The organism is Candidatus Desulfofervidus auxilii (assembly GCA_030262725.1).
Taxonomy (GTDB): Bacteria; Desulfobacterota; Desulfofervidia; order Desulfofervidales; family Desulfofervidaceae; genus JAJSZS01.
In genome coordinates, this window is record JAJSZS010000008.1 from 52,460 (window position 1) to 71,414 (window position 18,955).

Sequence of the window (18,955 nt, forward strand, 5' to 3'; positions counted from 1 at the left end):
CATTTTGTAATAATAAATTTAATGACTTTGAAAATTAAAAAAGCTAATTATGTTACATAATGAAACTTAAATATTGCAATGTGTAACTTAGATTGCCATTGATATCAGAATCAAACTAAGATATAATTTTTTTATGAAATTTTTTAAAAAATCTGAAGAAAAACAAATTCCGGAAATAGAAGAATTACAAAAAATTATTAATGAAACTCAATTACCTCCAAATGTTAGAGAGATTGCTATTCAAGAATTAGAAAGACTTTCTAGGATGAGTCCTAGTACAGCAGAATTTACTGTTGGTGTTAACTATGTTGAGTATTTAATTACTCTTCCCTGGTATAAAAAGACCCAAGATAATTTGGATATAAATTGGGCAGAGAAAATCCTTAATGAAAATCATTATGGTTTAAAGAGTGTTAAAGAAAGAATTTTGGAATATTTAGCTGTTAGAAAATTAAGATTAGAAAGGAAATATCAAATACTAGTAGTAGATGATGATGAAACTGCCAGGAATAATTTACAACATATTTTAAAAAAAGAAGATTATGAAGTAGCTACAGCAAGTAATGCTATAGATGCACTTAGGTTGCTTGAAACTGTTGAGTTTGATGTGATCCTTACTGATTTAAGGATGAAAGACATAGATGGCATGGAATTATTAGAAAAAATTAAGTGTAAGTATCCAGAAATGCAAGTTATTATGATTACCGCTTATGCTACAATTCCATCGGCAGTAGAAGCTATTAAAAAAGGGGCTTATCATTATATTGCTAAACCTTTCCAATTGGAGGAAGTCCGAAATACTGTAAGAGAAGCATTAGAAAGAAAATTTTTACAACAAGAGATAAAAGGTCCAATTTTATGTTTTGTAGGCCCACCAGGTACAGGAAAAACTTCATTAGGTAAGTCTATTGCTCAAGCATTAGGGAGAAAATTCATTCGTATTTCACTTGCAGGGATGAAAGATGAGGCGGAAATAAGAGGACATCCACGTACATATGTAGCTGCTCTTCCAGGTAGAATAATTCGTGAAATACGTCGGGCTGGGACTATTAATCCTGTATTTATGTTAGATGAAGTAGATAAAATAGGTCAAGATTTTAAGGGTGATCCAGCTTCTGCTTTGCTAGAAGTCCTTGATCCTGAACAAAATGCTAGCTTTACTGATTATTATTTGGATGTACCATTTGATTTATCAAAAGTCATGTTTATTACTACTGCTAATATTACAGATCCCATTCCAGATCCACTTTTAGATAGAATGGAGATTTTACCTTTTTCAGGATATACAGATGAAGAAAAAGAAAAAATTGCCTTTCAATTTATTATTCCTAGACAAATTAAAGAAAATGGACTGTCTAAAAATCCTCCAAGGTTTACAACTGATGCAGTATATAAAATTATTCGTGAATACACATATGAAGCAGGTGTAAGAAGTCTAGAAAGAGAGATTGCTTCTATTTGTAGAAAAATTGCTAGAAAAATTGTTAAAAACAATAATATCTCTAAAAAGGACTTTAATATAGATTCTCAACTTGTAGAGAAATATCTTGGTCCAAGAAAGTTTTACCATGAAGTGGCACAAGCAAAAGATCGTATAGGAGTGACTACTGGTCTTGTATGGACGGAAGTAGGAGGAGATATTATCTTTGTTGAAGCTACGAAGATGAAAGGGAAAAGAGAACTTATTTTGACAGGTTCATTAGGAAATGTAATGCGTGAATCTGCACAGGCAGCTTTGAGCTATGTTCGTAGCAATGCAGAATTATTTGGGATTCCACCAGATTTTTTTGATTATCATGATATTCATATTCATGTTCCTGCAGGGGCTATACCAAAGGATGGCCCTTCTGCTGGTATAACTATTGCTTTAGCCCTAATTTCTCTTTTAACAGGAAGACCAGCAAGAAGAGATGTAGGAATGAGTGGTGAGTTGACTTTAAGTGGCAGAGTTTTGCCAGTAGCAGGAATTAGAGAAAAAATATTAGCTGCTAGGCGAGCTGGAGTAAAAATTGTAATCTTACCTAGTAAAAATAAGGTTGATGTTGAAGATCTTCCAGAAAGTATACGAAAAGATTTAAATATCATTTTAATAGACAAAATTGAAGATATTGTAGATTTAGTTTTAAGATAAATATGGAGTTAGAAAAATCTGTTGAACAATTGCCACATCAACCAGGTGTTTATCTTATAAAAGATAAGAGAGGGCATATTATTTATGTTGGCAAGGCAAAAGATTTACAAAAACGAGTAAAAAGCTATTTTTCTCGTCAGACTTCTGCTAAAGTGAAATCCATGTTAAGCCAGGCAGTTCAGATTGATTATATTATTACACCTTCAGAAAAGGAAGCATTGATTCTTGAATGTAATCTCATTAAGACTCATAAGCCTCGTTATAATGTAGTGTTACGAGATGATAAAAATTACCCATATTTAAGAATTGATTTAAATGAAAAATGGCCAAGGTTTGTTATTGTAAGGCGTATGCAAAAGGATGGGGCAAAATATTTTGGCCCATTTGCTTCTGCTAAGGCAGTGAGGGAGACATTAAAATCAATGAGCCAATTATTTCCTTTAAGAAGATGTAGTGATTTTGTTTTAATGCATAGAAAAAGACCTTGTTTAAATTATCAAATTGGTCGTTGTGTTGCACCATGTGTAGGTTATGTGACAGAAGAAGAATATAAAAAGCTTGCTTTTCAAGCCTGTTTATTTTTAGAAGGGCAAGCAGATGGGCTCTTAGAAACTTTGGAAAATGAGATGAAAAAAGCCTCTGCTAATCTTGAATTTGAAAGAGCAGCTTTTTATCGAGATAGAATATTTGCCATCAAACGTACATTAGAAAAACAGGCAATGGTTTCTTCTGACTTTGTTAATCAAGATATAATGGGATATTTGTCTTGGCCAGAAAAAGAGAAAAAGATAGAAGTGATTGTATTGCAAGTAAGAAATGGATATTTGCTTGGGGAGAGAAACTATACTCTTTCCCTTTCTATGGCATCTCCTAAAGAGGCTTTTAAAAGATTTTTAGAACAGTATTATTATCGCCAGGATTTTATTCCTTCTGAAATTATTATTCCTTTTTTGCCAGAAGAAAAAAAGGTTTGGGAGGAATGGTTAAGTGAAAAAGCTAATGGAAAAGTAAATATCACTACTCCTCAAACAGAAGAGCATAAAAGACTTTTGACAATGGCAATAGAAAACCTTAAGCATCACCTTAATACAAAATTGATGGAAAAAAGTGTCCTTTTTACTTTAAAATCTATTTTAAATTTGCCTCAAATACCTAAAAGGATTGAATGTTTTGATATCTCAAATATTCAAGGGCAATTTGCTGTTGCCTCTATGGTTGTTTTTATAGATGGAGAACCAGCAAAGGATGAATATCGTCGTTTTAAATTAAAACAAGAAGGCTTTCCCAATGATTATGCTATGATGGAAGAGGTGTTAAGCAGAAGATTTTCAAAGAATGAGACATTACCAGATTTATTATTAATAGATGGAGGTAAAGGGCAATTAAAAATAGCTATTGAAGTACTTAAAAAAAATGGTCTTAATATATCTGTGGCAGCCATTGCTAAAGGAAGAGAAGGAGAAGAAGATAAAATTTATCTACCAGAAAGGAAAAATCCTTTAATGCTTAAATCATATTCACCTGCTTTAAGATTTTTAAAGCATATTCGAGATGAGGCTCATCGGTTCGCAATTAGCTATTATAAAAAACTTCATAGAAAGGAGTTATTGGACTCTGCACTTGAGAATATTCCTGGTCTTGGTCCAAAGAGAAGGGCTTTGTTATGGCAACATTTTAATTCTTTAGAAGAGATAAAAAATGCCTCTCTTGAAACTCTCTGTAAAATAGGATTACCTTATTCTGTAGCAAAGTCTTTAAAAGAGGCATTAACTTAAATAAAACAATGTTTTCAATTTATACATTAGGATTGTGGCTTGGGGTAAGTTTTAGTTTGCCACTAGGAATAATTCATCCAAAAATAAAACATTATATAAAAAATCGTCTTGGACACCATCTTAACTATCCATTTTTTTCTAATCAACCTGTTTGGTTTCATGCCCTTTCTGTTGGTGAAGTGCTTTCAGTAGTACCTTTGGTAAAAGCATTTAAAAAAAGATATTCAGAAATTTCTATTTTTTTTACTGCTAGCACACTTACTGGTCATGAGATGGCTAAAAAACAATTAAAAGATATAGCTGATGCTATAAACTATTTTCCATTAGATTTTCCTAATGTTATAAATCATTATTTAAAACGAATTAATCCAAGGCTTATTATATTCACAGAGACAGATATATGGCCTAATTTTTTAAATATAATGCATAAAAATCATATTCCAACTATACTTATCAGTGCAAGGATATCTGAACGTTCTTATAAGAGATATTGTTTAATAAAAAGTTGGGTTTCTCATGTTATAAATCATCTTGAATTTATAGGGGCACAGAGAGAGGAGGATAAAAGGCGCTTTTTGGGATTAGGTTTTAAAAAAGAAAAAATTAAAGTAATAGGTAGTCTTAAATTTGATTTGCCTTTACCTGATTTGGGTCAAAAAACACTGATAAGAAAAGAATTAAACATTTCCTTAAAACAAACTATCTGGATAGCAGGAAGTACTCATCGGGGTGAAGATGAAATTATTTTAAAAGTTCATCGAGCTCTTTTGTCCCTTTTTCCTAATCTCTGTTTAATTATTGCCCCACGCCATCCAGAAAGGTTTGATGAAGTAACAGCACTTTCTTTAAAAATGGGATTTCGTACTAAACGACGTACAGAAGATAAAAAAGGGGATTATGAAGTAATTGTGCTTGATACTTTAGGAGAATTAGCTAAAGCATATGGTATTTCTCATTTTGCCTTTGTTGGAGGTAGCTTTGTTCCTATAGGTGGGCATAATCCATTAGAAGTAGCAGTTTGGGCAAGACCAGTTATCTTTGGGCCATATATGTTTAATTTCAGTGAGATTGCCAAAATGTTAGTAGAAAACAAAGCAGCTATTGAAGTAAAGGATGAAAAAATGTTATTTCAGGTTTGTCGTTTTCTATTAGAAGATAAATCTGCTGCTGAGATAATAGGAGAGCAGGGTAGAAAATTAGTAACTGCACATCAAGGAGTGATAGAACATTATTTAAAATTAATAGAAAAATGGATTTAAATCGCCTTTTTTATCTGTTTCAAGAAGGCCCTTATACTTTAAAACTTTTTGCCTATGGTTTAAGCACTTTTTATTTTGGTGGTTTAAGATTACATCAATTTCTTTATAAATCAGGATTATTATCTCAAAAAAAATTACCTTCTAAAATAATAAGTATAGGAAATTTATCTGTAGGTGGAAGTGGCAAAACCCCATTTGTTATTTTTTTAGCTAAATTTTTTAAATCCATGGGGGAAAAAGTAATAGTAGTTACACGGGGTTATAAAAGTCAATCAAAATCATTTATAGTTTCTGATGGAAATAAGATTTATCTAACAGCAAAACAAGCTGGTGATGAAAGTTATCTTTTGGCAAGCAATTTAAAAGGAATTCCTGTTTTGAAAGGGAAAAATCGATATAAGGCAATCAAATTGGCTTATAAATATTTTTCTCCTAAAATTGTCATTTTAGATGATGCTTTTCAACACTATGCCTTAAAAAGAGACATTGATATTGTTTTATTAAATGCAAAAAATCCTTTTGGAAATGGCTATTTATTACCAAGAGGTATTTTGCGTGAACCTATATCTGCATTAAAAAGAGCTCATGCAGTAATTATCACAAAGGTAAGGCATGAGAGGGAAATAAAGAAGTTTAGAAATTTTTTAAAAAAGAATTTTTCTCATTTGGCTATTTTTGATGCTTTTTCATATATAAATAAAATTTTCAATCTTAAAGGAGAATCTTTTAGTCCTTTTATGCTTTATAATAAACCTTGCTTAATATTTTGTGGTTTAGCAAATCCAAAAAATTTTTATGAAACTTGTAAAGAGTTAAATATAAAAATAATAAAATTTTTTTCATATCCAGATCATTATTTTTATACAGAAAAAGATATAAAAAATCTTATCAAAATGGCAAAAATTTTTGGTGCAGAAGCATTGGTAACAACAGAAAAGGATGCAGTAAAATTAAAATCATTTAATTTTGATTATCCATTATATTATCTTCAATTAGAGATTAAACTTTATCAAGAAGAAGCATTTAAAAAATGGATAATAAAAAAATTGGCATTTTAGTACGTTCTCCAAATTGGCTCGGTGATGCTGTTATGTGTTTACCTTTTTTAGAAAATTTGCGAGTTATTTATCCAGATGCCTGGATTGGGATATGGTGTTATTCTAATTTAAAGGATTTATTTAAAGCATACCAAGGTGTTGATGAAATCATTATTTTACCTAAAAATAAATTTTTTATTTTAAAACAGCGTTCTAAATTAAAAAAATTATTTTCTATATGTATTCTTTTGCCAAATTCATTTTCTTCTGCTCTTATATCTTTTTTAGCAGGCATTCCAAAAAGAATTGGTTATGACACAGATGGAAGGAGGCTATTTTTAACAAAATCATATCCTGCTCCAAAAGGCATTCATCAAATTGATTATTTTCTCCATCTAATTAAATGTTTAGGATATAATCCAAAACCATTTACTCCTAATTTAAAACCACTACCTGAAGGGGAAAAAGAAAAAGAATTATTAAGGAAAAAATATGGATGGGGAAAGGAATATGTTATTTTTGCACCAGGTGCAGCTTATGGTTTAGCTAAATGTTGGCCACCAATTTATTTTGCAAAATTGGCAGAAAAGATTAAAAAAACAGGCAGAGAAATTATTTTAGTAGGAAGCAAAAAGGACAAAAATGTTACTTCACTTATTTTAAGTTATTTAAGAAATCAAAAAGGCATTTATGATATTACTGGAAAAACAACACTTGCTGGTATTATAAGCATTATAAAAGAAGCTAGTATAGTGATAAGTAACGATTCAGGTCTTATGCATTTAACTGCTGCTTTAAGATGTCCCCAAATTGCCATTTTTGGTCCAACCTCTCCTGCACGCACTAGTCCTTATGGTAACACTACATACATTATTCACCATCCTGTTCCTTGTAGTCCTTGTACTTATCGCCAATGCCCTAAGGATCACATTTGCATGAAACAGATTAGCGTAGATGAGGTATTTAATATTTATCAAAAAATTAAAACTCATAGCTATAATACACCTTAATTCCTTTCTTTCTAGCATACTCATCAACATTTGGCTCACTTATCATGTAAGTTACTATTAATGGAAATATCCTTTCAAACACACCTTCAAGTTTTTTGAGTTTTTTCTTTATGAATTTATTAATATCATTTTTTGAAAGCTGTGCTTTTCCTTCACCAATAATAGTAAATCTTTCACCATCCTTTACAGCTTCACCTATTATGTTTACTTCAATGGGTTTACCATCTTTATCAGTTACATAAGTTCTTTTAAGTTTCCCTATAATCTCAAGACCAAAGTCCTGTTTAAGAAGTTTCGGAAGTGCTTTAAAGGCATCGTCTTCAAGTCTGTAACCAACTGTTATAGAAAGTCCACCAAGTTGTTTTCTTGTTTCTTTATGTTCAACTATAAGTTTTTGAAGTTCTTCTTCAGTTCTTTTTTGCGCTTCAGCAAGCTCTTCAACACGTTTTTCAGTTCTTTTTTGTGCTTCAGCCAATTCTTCAATACGTTCTTCTGTTCTTTTTTGCGCCTCAGCTAATTCCTCAACACGTTCTTCAGTTCTTTTCTGTGCTTCAGCCAATTCTTCAACACGTTCTTCTGTCCTCTTTTGTGCCTCAGCTAATTCTTCAACACGTTTTTCGGTTCTTTTCTGTGCCTCTGCAAGTTCTTTTTGTGCTTTTGCTAAATCTTTTACAATTTCCTTAAGTTCATTAAAATCTTTTGCCTTTACAAGTTCATCTGTAATATCATAAAGTACTTCTGCTAAAAGTGTAGCCTGTTTTTCTGAAAATCCCTTTCTTAATCTTTCCTTAAGTTCATTTTGTTTAAACATTTAATTCCCCTTTTTAACTTTATTTTTATCAAAATTTTAATCTATTTGCAAAAAATTAGTGCTCTTGACATCTCTTTTTTCTCCTTGCATTATAGAAAAAATGCTTTATTCTAGAAGAGATTTTTTAAAATGCACTTTTTGCTTCCTTGCATCTTTTTTTTCTGATTCTTGGGCAAAAACTATTTATTTTAGAAAAGGACTTATTAAGACTAAAGTTTCGCCGTATTTTAAAAAGCTAGACAATAAATCCATAATGTGCACTTTATGCCCCAGGTTTTGTGTTGTTGCTGATGGGAAAAGAGGTTATTGCGAAGTAAGAGAGAATAGGGGAGGTATTTATTATAGTCTGGTTTATGGAAATCCCTGTGCTGTCCATATTGATCCAATTGAGAAAAAACCATTCTTTCATGTACTTCCTGGAACTAGTGCTTTTTCTATTGCTACAGCAGGTTGTAACTTTGATTGCAAATTCTGTCAGAATTGGGAAATTTCTCAGGCTAGACCAGAAGAGACATTCAATTATGATTTACCTCCTGAAGAAGTAGTTGCTTTAGCAAAAATCTATAAGTGTTCTTCTATTGCTTCTACCTATGTTGAACCAATGATTTTTTATGAATACATGTATGATATTGGGCGCCTTTTAAAAGAAGAGGATATTCTTAATACTTGCCATTCTAATGGCTTTATTAATCCAGAACCATTAAGGGCATTATGTAAATATTTAGATGCTGCTTGTATTGATCTTAAAGGTTTTAGTGAAAAATTTTATGAAGAACTAACAGAAGGTAAATTAGCTCCAGTACTTAGGACATTAAAAATTTTAAGAAAAGAAGGTGTACATACTGAGATTGTTAACTTAATAGTGCCCACAAAAAATGATGATTTTAAAATGATAAAAGAAATGGTAGAATGGATTAAAACAGAATTAGGAAATGATGTTCCTTTACATTTTACTCGTTTTTACCCTAGATATAAATTAAATAATCTTCCTCCTACACCAATAGATACTTTAGAAAAAGCAAGAAGCATAGCTTTAAAGGCTGGTTTAAAATATGTTTATATAGGAAATGTGCCTGGTCATCCTGCAGAAAATACTTATTGTCCTAGGTGTGATGAAGTGCTTATTAGGCGTATAGGATATAGAATTGAAGCTATTTATCTTAAAGATGGTAAATGTGGCTATTGTGGATTTCCTATACCAGGTATTTGGTCAAAAAAGAAGCAAAAACAGGGCAAGCAAGTTTAAAGATATGAGTATAATAAGACTATTAGGTATACCTAAAATAGGTATAATTATAAGACTTGTTCCCAATGCTCCTAAAGCAGAACCAAAAAGGTCAATACCATAAAAAATAGAAGCCACTTTTTTGATTTCTTCACCTGCCTGACGATATGTTTCAGCTGCAGTGAGAAACTGCATACCACCTAAAATGCCAGCCAAAAGTAAAAGACTCGGAAAAAGTAAATGGATTAAAATAGGATATTGTAAAACTTTCATATTATTAAGAAAATAAACAATACCTAATTCTATAAAACAAATTATGCATAAGCCTGCTTGTAGGTATAAGAGAAATTTTTTTGGTTTACTGGGAGGATAAGAGCGAATAATAAAACTTCCAAAAGTAAGTCCTAACATAAAGGCAGTAATGAGGATAGCAAGTTCATGATAAACATAACCATAAAATACTTGAAAGCTAATAAAAACTATAATTTCTAAGCTCATTTCAGTAAATCCTGTTATAAAAACAGCATTAAATAAAGGTAGGTTTAAATATCTTTTAGAAAATATAAAAATTAATATACCTAGAGCAATTATGAAGAACAAACAATAAGTTAAAGATAGATGTCTTAATTTTAAGACTGTTTTTCTTATAGCCGGAAAATGAGTAGTACTCCATAACACCATTCCGTAAAAATAACATCTTGGTTTTAAATCTGTATTTAAATCAAAAATCTTTGTTTCTTCTAAAATAGATTTAAAAAAGGCGAGTTTTAAAGGGGAGAGGTCAAATTTGAGATAATATTCTTGAACGTATTTGAGATTAAGCTTTCGTTCTTTTATACGTTCAAAAAGTACTTCCATATTAGGTGTTAAAGTATTTTTTGAAGGGCTAGCTAAAAAATAAGCCTTTTCACCTGGCAAAGCTAATACTTCTTTAAAAACTGTTTTAAGTGTAAAATATATACTTCTTAAAAAGTCTGCTAATACCAATCCAATCATATCTGGGGCAGAAGAGACACTGAGACAGAAGATTCCATTTTTATCTAAAATATTTTTTACTTCTTTAAAGAAATCTTGAGTATAAAAACGATTGAGTTGTGCAGTTACTGGATCACCTAAGTGAAGAATAATAACGTCAAATTTTTTTGTAATATTTTTTATAAATAATCGCCCATCTTGATGAAATACATTTACACGCTTGTCTTTTAAAGCATTTTTAATCTCATTAGGCAAATATCTTTTACTTAATTTAATTAAATATGGATCAAGTTCTACATAAATAATATTTTTTATTGATGGATGTTTTAAAATTTCATTCAAACAACCTGAGACTCCTCCTCCAATTAAAAGCACAGATTTGGGTTTGGGATGTTCCAATAAAGCGAGATGAACAGCATATTCAGTTGTAGCTGGGTCAGGATAAGTAAAGGCATAAAGACCACTTTCATAAACAATAATTTGATTCTGTGTTTTTAAAAATGTCAAATGCCCATATATTGTATCTTTAGATACAATTACTTTATAAGGTTGCCATTGCCACTGTCGACTCTTTTTTTCAAGCCACTGCCAATTGATTAAACTGATAAAAATTAAACAAAGAATAAGAAAATTTAAAACTTTTAATATTTTAGAAAATCTTTGGCCATAAAACCAACTATAAGTAGCAATTAATAAAGAAAGATAAAGAGCAATTTTAAGAATAGGTATTTTAGGACATAAAAAGAAATAAAAGAGGATACCTCCTATTCCTGCTCCAATAGCTTCTTTTAAATAAACCTGAGTAATAACTTGATTTTGAGAGAATTTTCTTAAAACTTCACATCCTAAAGTAAAAAGGGCTCCAATAAAAAAAGCATAAGGTAAAAGAATGAGAAAAGAGACTATTAATGATTCAAGCACAGAGTTTATTTCACCTAATCCTAAAATAGGTTTAATTAAACGACAAAGAATAAGACAGCCTGGTAAAGTTAAAGAAATAATTGAAAAGAAGAAAAAGAAAAAAATTTTTTCTTTTTTTATCCATCTAGCTATAAAACTTCCTAATCCTGTCCACAATAGCCAACTAGCTAAGGCAATACCAGCAGTAATTTCATTACCAGATAAAAGAACCATTAATTCCCTTAAAAACAGAATTTGTCCTAAAGTGGCAGCCAGACCTAAAAGGATAAATGCACTACCTAAAGGCATATTCAGACAATACCCTAGGCTTGAAAAAGAGACAAGATGATTCATTAATAAAAAACGCTTGACTAATTTTTAAAACTAATGTTAGATAAGCTGAAAAAAGAAAGGGAGGGAATCAATATGTCTGATGTAAAAACCTGGGATTGGGAAACCAGGGAAAAACTTGTCACAAATGTGAATGAATGGATAATGAAATTTCCTCAAGTACATGAATTTGTAGTAAGTGAAGATGGTGAAAAAATTGCGGCAGTAGTAAAGACAGAAAATGAAACCTATACTGTTTGTGTTAATGGTGAAACATGGGAAAGTGAATTTGACAAAGCTTGGTCATTAAAATTTGCTCCTGATGGTCGTCTTGTGGTTATAGTTTCTGAAATGGGTGAGTGGACAGTGGCTGTAGATGGTCAGACATGGGAAGATAAATTTGAATATGTTTGGGATTTAAAATTTAGTCCTAATGGTAAAAAAATAGGGGTTAAAGTGAGACAAGGAGGTCTTTACAAAGTATGTATAGATGGTCAAAGTTGGGAAAATGGTTTTTTTGATATGAGAGAATTTATTTTTAGTCCGGATGGACGAAAAGTGGCAGCTACGGTACAAGTAGAAGCTATGCCTGAAGGAGATATTTTTAAATTTGCAGAAGGTCTTTGGACAGTGGCTGTGGACGGGAAGCCTTGGTCTAAAAGGTTTATGAATGTTTGGGGTATTGATTTTAGTTTTGATGCCAATCTTATAGCTGCAGAAGTAAGATTTGACCCTGAAAGATATACCATTGCTATAAATGAAAAAACATGGCCAGAGACTTATAGTTGGGTTTGGGCACCTGTTTTTAAACCTAATAGTACAAAAGTAGTAGCACCAGTAAAAAAGGAAAAGTGGTTTTTGGCTATGGATGGAGAGATCATTTGGCCAAAAGGATTTAGACAAATCTTTTATCCTGTTTTTAGTCCTGATGAAATTTCTATTGCTGCAGTAGTTGCCCTTAAAAATGGAAAATGGACAGTAGCTGTAGATGGTAAACCCTGGAATATTGCAGTAGATTCAGCTGTTTTAAAACCAGTTTTTAGTCCTGATGGTGAAAGAATAGCAGCCATAGTCAAAATAGATGAACCTGCTTATGATTTAAAGCCTTATCCAGTTTATAATATTGCAGTAAATGACCATATCTGGCCAGAATGGTTTGATATGGTTTGGGATCCTGTTTTTAGCCCTGATGGTGAAAAATTAGCTGCAAAAGTAGAAAAAAATGGTAAATATACAATTGTAATTGAAGGAAAGGTGTGGGGGAAAGAATTTGATGCCCTTTGGCCGCCTGTATTTAGTCCTGATGGCGAGAAAATATTGGTAAGATGTATTGAGGGTGGAAAGTATTATCGACGTATTGTTCCAGTAAGTCGTATATTAGGTTAAAATTTTATTGACAATAAATATGCTCAATGCTAAATACTTTTGTAACAAAGGAGGATAAAGATGTATGAATTTGTACGTGGCCCACTTTTATGGTTTTCTTTTGCTGTGTTTATTTTAGGAAGTATAGGGAAAATTTTATACATTTGTTGGTTAAATTACAAAAAGGATCAAACTATTTATGATTATTTTAGTATAAAGTATGGCTTACGTTCTATAATTCATTGGATTATCCCTTTTGGTAGTTTAAATATGCGCCAAAGACCTATCCATACTATTGTTTCTTGGTCATTTCATTTTTGTCTTTTAGTTGTTCCTATTTTCCTTATGGCTCATAATGTGCTTTGGTATGAGTCCTTTCGTATAAGTTGGTGGACTTTACCAGATCAATTAGCAGATATTATGACACTTATTGTTATTGGCGCTTGTGTATTTTTCTTTGTAAGAAGAAAAGTTTTGCCAGAGGTAAAATATGTTACATTTACTTCTGATTATGTTTTATTAGTCATTGCGGCTTTACCATTTATTACTGGTTTTTTAGCTTATCATCAATGGCTTTTACCTTATAAGGTGATGATAATTTTACATATTTTGAGTGGGGAATTGATGCTTATTGCTATTCCATTTACTAGACTTGATCACATGTTAACTTTTTGGCTAACAAGAAGTTATATGGGTTCAGAATTTGGTGGAGTACGTCATGTAAAAGATTATTAATTTTTAGGAGGTTAAGCTATGATAGAATTAGTTAGAGATTGGGATAAATGGCAAGTTAAAGATATTGGTTTAGATGAGCCTGTAAAAAAATTAACACCAGAAAGAATAGAAGAGGTAATTAATCGGATATTAAAACAAGAAGGTTGGGCTAGGATTAAAATGTATGTAGACACCTGCATCCACTGTGGTTTATGTTCTAACGCATGTCATCATTATCTTTCTAATGATTGTCATCCTCATTTTGCTCCGGTAGGGAAGATAAAGGATACTCTTTGGATAATGTTACAAAAAAAAGGCAAAGTGAGTCCTGAATTTATGAAACATGTAGCTGAAACTGTTTATACAGAATGCAATGTTTGTATGCGCTGTTCACAATACTGTCCTTTTGGGATAGACATAGCCTATCTGATAAGTGTTGTTAGAAGAATTTGCCATTTTCTTGGTCTTGTACCTCAATATTTGCAAGATACAGTAAATAGTCATGCTGTAACCATGAATCAGATGTGGGTAAAGCAGGATGAATGGATAGATACATTACAATGGCAGGAAGAAGAATGGCAGGGTGAGATTCCAAGTGTTCGGATACCAATAGATAAAGAAGGTGCAGATGTAATGTATTCTGTTATTGGACCTGAGCCCAAAATACTTGCTCAATTAATTGGAAATGCAGCAGTCATTATGACAGTAGCAGGAATTGATTGGACCATGCCATCTTTTGATGGCTGGGACAATAGTGATATGGCTATGTATTCAGGTGATTGGGAAGTAATGGGAAGAGTAAAAAAGGCACATTTTGAAGCAGCTATGCGTCTTAAATGTAAAAAGATTGTTATGGGTGAATGTGGACATGCCTTTAGGTCAGTTTATGATAGAGGTAATAGAATATTGGGATGGAAAATGCATCCTATCCCCATTATCCATGCTGTTCAATTTTATTATGAATTGATAAGAGACGGAAAGCTTAAAATAGCAAGAAAAATAAAAGAGCCAGTAACCTTGCATGATCCTTGCAATATTATAAGAGGTAGAGGTTTAGGTGAAATGGCTCGTTATGTAATGAGAGCAATTTGTGAAGACTTTAGAGATATGTGGCCAAATAAAGAATATAATTATTGTTGTAATGCAGGAGGAGATACTATCAATTGCGGTCCGCCTTGGAAGAAAAAACGTTGTGATAGCAACAAAGTAAAGGCAGAACAATTAAAAGCAACAGGGGCAAAGATTGTTGTTACTCCATGTCATAATTGCCATAGTGGTATGGAAGATATTGTTCATTATTATAATTTAGGTATGGAAGTTAAATTTATTAATGAATTGTTAATTGAATGTATTGAAATTCCAGAAAATTTAAAGGCATAACATATTAAGGAGGGAAAGTTATGAGAAAATGGATGGTGTTTTTTTGTATTTTGAGTATGGTATTGATAATAGGTTATCTTTATGCTCAAGATGAAGAGATGGTTATTGCTCATAAAGAGGTATTTCAACGTTTAGAGAGAGCACCAGTGATTTTTACTCATGAAAAGCATGTTGAAGAATTAGGTGGTGATGAAGCATGTAAAGAATGTCATCACATTTACAGTGAAGAAGAAGGCAAATTAGTTTATGAGGAAGGTGAAGAAGTTGGTTGTACAGAATGCCATGGTTTTAAAGATGAAAAAAGAGAAGATGGAGGTAAAACTCCATCTTTAATGAACGCATATCATATAAATTGTGTTGGTTGTCATAGAAAGTTGGCTAAGGCAAATAAAAAGACAGGACCTGCTACTTGTGGTGAATGTCATATAAAGAAAAATTGGAAATTAATAGAAGAAGAGGTTGAGGAAGAGGCTACTCACGCTGAAGAAGCACATCATCATTAAATTTAAAAATTTTTCTTGACACTGAGATGACAGAGTGCTATAAGGCATTTTAAAATCTAAGAAGTGAGATGGCCTATGAAAACAGGGACGATAAAAGGTGGGATTAGGTTTCAGATACCAAAAATTGATATGCTAACAGAAAAGTTGGCAGTACCTAAAAAAATAGTAATTCCTTTAAAACAACATGAAGGCCCTCCCTGTAAGGCTTTTGTAAAAAAAGGACAGGAAGTAAAAATTGGTGATCTGATTGGTGAAAGTAAAAGTGAGAGAAGTGCTCCGATTTATGCAACTGTTTCTGGTAAAGTTGTAGATTTACCAAAGAGGTTTCCTGATATTAGAGGTGGTTACATTCCAGCAGTAGTTATTGAATCTGATGGTAAAGAAGAGTGGGCATCTTTAGAAAAAACAACAGATGTTTTTAAAGCTATTGAATTGTTTGGCATAGTAGATGGTGGAATAGATGCTATTCCCCTTTCTACAAAATTGAATTTTGCTAAAAGTAAAAATGTAAGGGAACTTATTATTAATGGGGTAGATTTAGAACCTGGTGTTTCTGTCCGTTATAAATTAGTTGTTGAAAAAAGAGAGGCATTAGCAGAAGGTATTAAGACACTTAAAAATGTTTTAGGTGCAACTGCAGCTTATCTTGCCATTGAAGATACAAATACTGTTGCTCAAAGTGAGCTTCCTGGAATTTTATCTGGAGTAGCTGAATTAGTATTATTAAAATCTAAATTCCCGCAGGGCTTAGACAAATTTGTAGTCAAGGCAATAACTGGCAAAGAACCTCCTTCACCTCATGGGACACCAGAAGATGTAGGAGTATGTGTAATTGGAGCAGAAACAGCAATAGCTGTTTCTGAAGCTGTCAAAAATGCAAAACCAGTTATTGATCAATTTATTACTGTTTATGGAGCAGTAAGTAAACCAAAGAATTTGCAGGTAAGGATTGGTACTCCTTTAAAGGATGTTCTTTCTTATTGTGGGGCAAATGGAGATGTTGCAAAGGTAATTGTAGGTGGCCCAATGATGGGTTTAGCCCAATATTCATTGGAAACCCCAGTAACAAAGGAAATAACTGCAATATATGTACAAAAGGAATCTGATTTAGTTACTATTTCTGATCAAAAGTGCATTAATTGCGGTTGGTGTGTAAAAGTCTGTCCAATGGGACTTTTGCCTAATGTAATTGCCTCTTTTTGTGAAGTAGATATGTTTGAAGAGGCAGAAAGTTATAATCTTTCTTATTGTATAGAATGTGGCTGTTGTGCGTATGTTTGTCCAGCCAAGATTCCTTTAGTACATTGGATTAAATATGGAAAATCACAATTAAAGAGAGAAGAACAATGAGGGAAGAAGGACTTATTGTTTCGGTAGGACCCCATATTCAGGGTAAAGAGTCTATTAAAAGTATGATGTTAGGATTTATTATTGCTCTTATTCCAGCGGCAATAGCAGGAGTATATTATTTTGGGATAAGAGCCCTTGAAGTAGTCCTGATAGCTGTAATATCGTCAGTAGTAATTGAAGCAGCACTTCAAAAAATTATGCGCAGAGAAGTAACAGTTACTAAAGATGGTCATGCCATTTTAATAGGGTTAATTTTTGGTCTTATTCTTCCTGCGCATATTCCTTGGTGGGCTATAGTAGTAGGTGTATTTACAGGTCTATTAGTAGGTAAGCATGTCTATGGTGGTCTTGGAAGCAATCCTTTTAATCCTATTTTAGTAGGTTGGGCTTCTTTAAAACTTGGTTTCATGAGTCATATGGATATATCTGGTAGTATTTTAGGTATAACAAAATTTGAAGGCATGACTGCATTAGTAGAAGATTATAGTTATTTTAGCGAAGGCTATGGTATTGAAAGTTGGAGTGGTTTAGGTGGAAAAATTAAACTTCTTATTCATGTATTAATAGGTTGGAAACCATTGCCAGGGGAGGAATTAATTGGGTGTGTAGGTCAGATATGTGCCTTAGCAATAATTATTGGAGTTATATATCTATTTTGGAAAAAATACATTAGTTGGCATGCACCTGTAGGTTTTTTGGCTGCAGTATTACTTTTCTCTATTTTATTTGGTGAAAAAGATTATCTTTATCCTTATGTTTTAGTTCAGTTATTAAGTGGTGGTACTTTATTAGCTGCCTTTTTTATAATTACAGATCCCACTACTACTCCGGTTACATCTATAGGAATGTTGGTTTTTGGAGCAATGGCGGGCATTATTACAATGATTGGTAGACTTTGGGGGAGCTGGGTAGATCCAATTTGGTTTTCTATATTAGTAGTAAATGGTTTTACACCTTTAATTGATAGATTAATAAAACCAAGGCCTTTTGGGAGGGTAAAGAGCAGTGCGTGATATTGTAAAACTAATTGTGGTTTTAACAGCTTTTTGTGTAGCTTCAGCATTTTCTTTAGCTTTTGTTAGGGAGGCAACAAAAGAAAGGATAGAGTATCAAAAATTGAAAATATTAGTGGCGCCTGCTGTAAAAGCAGTATTCCCTGCTTTTGATAATGATCCTATTTTAGAAAGAGTGAAAGTAAAACTTAGTGAAAAAGAAATAATTAATGTATTTCCAGCTAAAAAAGGAGGTAGCTTAATAGGGATTGCTTATGAGGGTATAGGCTCAGGGCATGGAGGAGATGTAGAAGTATTAGTAGGAATAGATTTAGATGGGAAAATATTAGGAGTAAAAGTAGTAAAACATGGTGAGACTCCTGGTATTGGTACAAAAGCTACAGATTCAAAAGAATTTTTGGATCAATTTAAAGGAAAGGGTGTAGGAAGCAAACTTACTCTTACTGCAGCAGGAGGAGAGATTGAGGCTGTAAGTGGAGCGACAGAAACTTCTACAGCCATAACTGAAGCAGTAAGAAAGGCAATAGAAGTATTTCCAAAAGTAAAAGAACAGGTAATAGGGGGATAAAATGGATGGAAGCAGATTAGTAAAAGAATTTACTAAAGGATTATGGAAAGAGATTCCCCCATTTCGTTTTGTATTAGGTTTATGTCCTACTTTGGCTTGTACAACCACTGTAAGAGATGGTTTTGGTATGGGTCTTTGTCTCACATTTGTGCTTGTTTGTTCTAATATCCTTATTTCTTTATTAAGAAAAGTAATTCCTAGTCAAGTAAGAATTCCCTGTTTTATTGTTGTTGTAGCAACATTTGTAATTATTGTAGAGTTAGTTACTCAAGCCTATTTTTATTCCTTATATATGGCTTTAGGTATATTCATTCCACTTATTGTAGTAAACTGTATTCCTTTAGGTAGGGCTGAGGCATTTGCTTCTAAAAATGAAGTTATTTATTCATTGGCAGATGGTTTAGGTATGGGTTTGGGATTTACTTTTTCCCTTACTGCTTTAGCCATATTTAGAGAGGTACTTGGCAAAGGAACATTTTTGTATCATCATATTATGTGGTCTGGTTTTGAACCTTTTGCCTTTCTACAAAAGCCACCAGGTGCATTTGTTTGTTTAGGACTTATGTTAGGTATTATGAATCTTATAGGTAGTGGAGAAAAATAAAAAGG

General features: G+C 32.3%; 16 protein-coding genes. 14 read left to right on the plus strand and 2 right to left on the minus strand.

The features are described 5' to 3' along the window. Positions 1-133 precede the first annotated feature (133 nt). The 5 genes from lon to waaF are packed head-to-tail and all read left to right on the plus strand — an operon-like array spanning position 134 to position 7,212. Complete coding sequence (gene lon, locus LWW95_06015) at positions 134-2,131, plus strand: endopeptidase La (protein MDL1956589.1); 1,998 nt, start codon at positions 134-136, stop codon at positions 2,129-2,131. A 2-nt stretch (positions 2,132-2,133) separates the two neighbouring features. Beyond that, complete coding sequence (gene uvrC / locus LWW95_06020; GenBank protein MDL1956590.1) at positions 2,134-3,906, plus strand: excinuclease ABC subunit UvrC; 1,773 nt, start codon at positions 2,134-2,136, stop codon at positions 3,904-3,906. 8 nt (positions 3,907-3,914) lie between these two features. Next, positions 3,915-5,165 (plus strand): 3-deoxy-D-manno-octulosonic acid transferase, encoded by a 1,251-nt coding sequence (locus tag LWW95_06025; protein ID MDL1956591.1) that lies wholly within the window; start codon positions 3,915-3,917, stop codon positions 5,163-5,165. Further along, a complete protein-coding gene (gene lpxK, locus LWW95_06030; protein ID MDL1956592.1) occupies positions 5,156-6,223 on the plus strand; it encodes a tetraacyldisaccharide 4'-kinase in 1,068 nt (355 codons plus the stop codon). The genes LWW95_06025 and lpxK overlap by 10 nt, the downstream gene beginning before the upstream one ends. After that, positions 6,196-7,212, plus strand: a complete 1,017-nt coding sequence (waaF, locus tag LWW95_06035) for a lipopolysaccharide heptosyltransferase II (protein ID MDL1956593.1) — start codon at positions 6,196-6,198, stop codon at positions 7,210-7,212. The genes lpxK and waaF overlap by 28 nt, the downstream gene beginning before the upstream one ends. Here waaF and LWW95_06040 read toward each other — a convergent pair. Beyond that, a complete protein-coding gene (locus tag LWW95_06040) occupies positions 7,184-8,023 on the minus strand; it encodes a chordopoxvirus fusion protein (GenBank protein ID MDL1956594.1) in 840 nt (279 codons plus the stop codon). The two genes, waaF and LWW95_06040, sit on opposite strands and share 29 nt — an antisense overlap. Before the next feature lie 100 nt (positions 8,024-8,123). Between LWW95_06040 and amrS the strand changes: the two genes are divergently transcribed. Then, the gene (gene amrS / locus LWW95_06045; protein MDL1956595.1) at positions 8,124-9,269 is read left to right on the plus strand and encodes an AmmeMemoRadiSam system radical SAM enzyme; all 1,146 of its coding nucleotides are present in this window, start codon (positions 8,124-8,126) and stop codon (positions 9,267-9,269) included. Here the strand turns inward: amrS and LWW95_06050 are convergent. Next, positions 9,234-11,432 (minus strand): fused MFS/spermidine synthase, encoded by a 2,199-nt coding sequence (locus LWW95_06050; GenBank protein ID MDL1956596.1) that lies wholly within the window; start codon positions 11,430-11,432, stop codon positions 9,234-9,236. The genes amrS and LWW95_06050 overlap by 36 nt on opposite strands. 78 nt (positions 11,433-11,510) lie before the next feature. Here LWW95_06050 and LWW95_06055 point away from each other — a divergent pair, with 78 nt between their 5' ends. The 8 genes from LWW95_06055 to LWW95_06090 all read left to right on the plus strand — a co-directional run bounded on the left by LWW95_06055 (position 11,511) and on the right by LWW95_06090 (position 18,950). Then, positions 11,511-12,839: a WD40 repeat domain-containing protein gene (locus LWW95_06055; protein MDL1956597.1), complete on the plus strand. Its 1,329-nt coding sequence runs from the start codon at positions 11,511-11,513 to the stop codon at positions 12,837-12,839. Positions 12,840-12,899: 60 nt separating this feature from the next. After that, on the plus strand, positions 12,900-13,553 hold the full coding sequence (locus LWW95_06060) for a respiratory nitrate reductase subunit gamma (protein MDL1956598.1): 654 nt from the start codon (positions 12,900-12,902) through the stop codon (positions 13,551-13,553). A gap of 18 nt (positions 13,554-13,571) precedes the next feature. Beyond that, positions 13,572-14,912, plus strand: coding sequence for a (Fe-S)-binding protein (locus LWW95_06065; protein ID MDL1956599.1), 1,341 nt, complete (start codon positions 13,572-13,574; stop codon positions 14,910-14,912). Between the two features lie 20 nt (positions 14,913-14,932). Then, on the plus strand, positions 14,933-15,415 hold the full coding sequence (locus tag LWW95_06070; GenBank protein MDL1956600.1) for a cytochrome c family protein: 483 nt from the start codon (positions 14,933-14,935) through the stop codon (positions 15,413-15,415). 75 nt (positions 15,416-15,490) lie between these two features. Beyond that, positions 15,491-16,765, plus strand: coding sequence for an RnfABCDGE type electron transport complex subunit C (locus LWW95_06075; GenBank protein MDL1956601.1), 1,275 nt, complete (start codon positions 15,491-15,493; stop codon positions 16,763-16,765). Further along, on the plus strand, positions 16,762-17,778 hold the full coding sequence (locus LWW95_06080) for an RnfABCDGE type electron transport complex subunit D (protein ID MDL1956602.1): 1,017 nt from the start codon (positions 16,762-16,764) through the stop codon (positions 17,776-17,778). Before LWW95_06075 ends, LWW95_06080 begins: the two co-directional genes overlap by 4 nt. Further along, positions 17,771-18,346 (plus strand): RnfABCDGE type electron transport complex subunit G, encoded by a 576-nt coding sequence (locus LWW95_06085; GenBank protein ID MDL1956603.1) that lies wholly within the window; start codon positions 17,771-17,773, stop codon positions 18,344-18,346. The genes LWW95_06080 and LWW95_06085 overlap by 8 nt, the downstream gene beginning before the upstream one ends. 1 nt (position 18,347) lies before the next feature. After that, the gene (locus LWW95_06090) at positions 18,348-18,950 is read left to right on the plus strand and encodes an electron transport complex subunit E (protein ID MDL1956604.1); all 603 of its coding nucleotides are present in this window, start codon (positions 18,348-18,350) and stop codon (positions 18,948-18,950) included. The last annotated feature ends 5 nt before the right edge of the window (positions 18,951-18,955 follow it).

What these genes read in the sequence shown, in the direction of transcription:
- lon (MDL1956589.1), top strand. Translation starts at nt 134, where the DNA reads ATGAAATTTTTTAAAAAATCTGAAGAAAAACAAATTCCGGAAATAGAA.
- uvrC (MDL1956590.1), top strand. Translation starts at nt 2,134, where the DNA reads ATGGAGTTAGAAAAATCTGTTGAACAATTGCCACATCAACCAGGTGTT.
- LWW95_06025 (MDL1956591.1), top strand. Translation starts at nt 3,915, where the DNA reads ATGTTTTCAATTTATACATTAGGATTGTGGCTTGGGGTAAGTTTTAGT.
- lpxK (MDL1956592.1), top strand. Translation starts at nt 5,156, where the DNA reads ATGGATTTAAATCGCCTTTTTTATCTGTTTCAAGAAGGCCCTTATACT.
- waaF (MDL1956593.1), top strand. Translation starts at nt 6,196, where the DNA reads ATGGATAATAAAAAAATTGGCATTTTAGTACGTTCTCCAAATTGGCTC.
- LWW95_06040 (MDL1956594.1), bottom strand. Translation starts at nt 8,023, where the DNA reads ATGTTTAAACAAAATGAACTTAAGGAAAGATTAAGAAAGGGATTTTCA.
- amrS (MDL1956595.1), top strand. Translation starts at nt 8,124, where the DNA reads ATGCTTTATTCTAGAAGAGATTTTTTAAAATGCACTTTTTGCTTCCTT.
- LWW95_06050 (MDL1956596.1), bottom strand. Translation starts at nt 11,432, where the DNA reads ATGCCTTTAGGTAGTGCATTTATCCTTTTAGGTCTGGCTGCCACTTTA.
- LWW95_06055 (MDL1956597.1), top strand. Translation starts at nt 11,511, where the DNA reads ATGTTAGATAAGCTGAAAAAAGAAAGGGAGGGAATCAATATGTCTGAT.
- LWW95_06060 (MDL1956598.1), top strand. Translation starts at nt 12,900, where the DNA reads ATGTATGAATTTGTACGTGGCCCACTTTTATGGTTTTCTTTTGCTGTG.
- LWW95_06065 (MDL1956599.1), top strand. Translation starts at nt 13,572, where the DNA reads ATGATAGAATTAGTTAGAGATTGGGATAAATGGCAAGTTAAAGATATT.
- LWW95_06070 (MDL1956600.1), top strand. Translation starts at nt 14,933, where the DNA reads ATGAGAAAATGGATGGTGTTTTTTTGTATTTTGAGTATGGTATTGATA.
- LWW95_06075 (MDL1956601.1), top strand. Translation starts at nt 15,491, where the DNA reads ATGAAAACAGGGACGATAAAAGGTGGGATTAGGTTTCAGATACCAAAA.
- LWW95_06080 (MDL1956602.1), top strand. Translation starts at nt 16,762, where the DNA reads ATGAGGGAAGAAGGACTTATTGTTTCGGTAGGACCCCATATTCAGGGT.
- LWW95_06090 (MDL1956604.1), top strand. Translation starts at nt 18,348, where the DNA reads ATGGATGGAAGCAGATTAGTAAAAGAATTTACTAAAGGATTATGGAAA.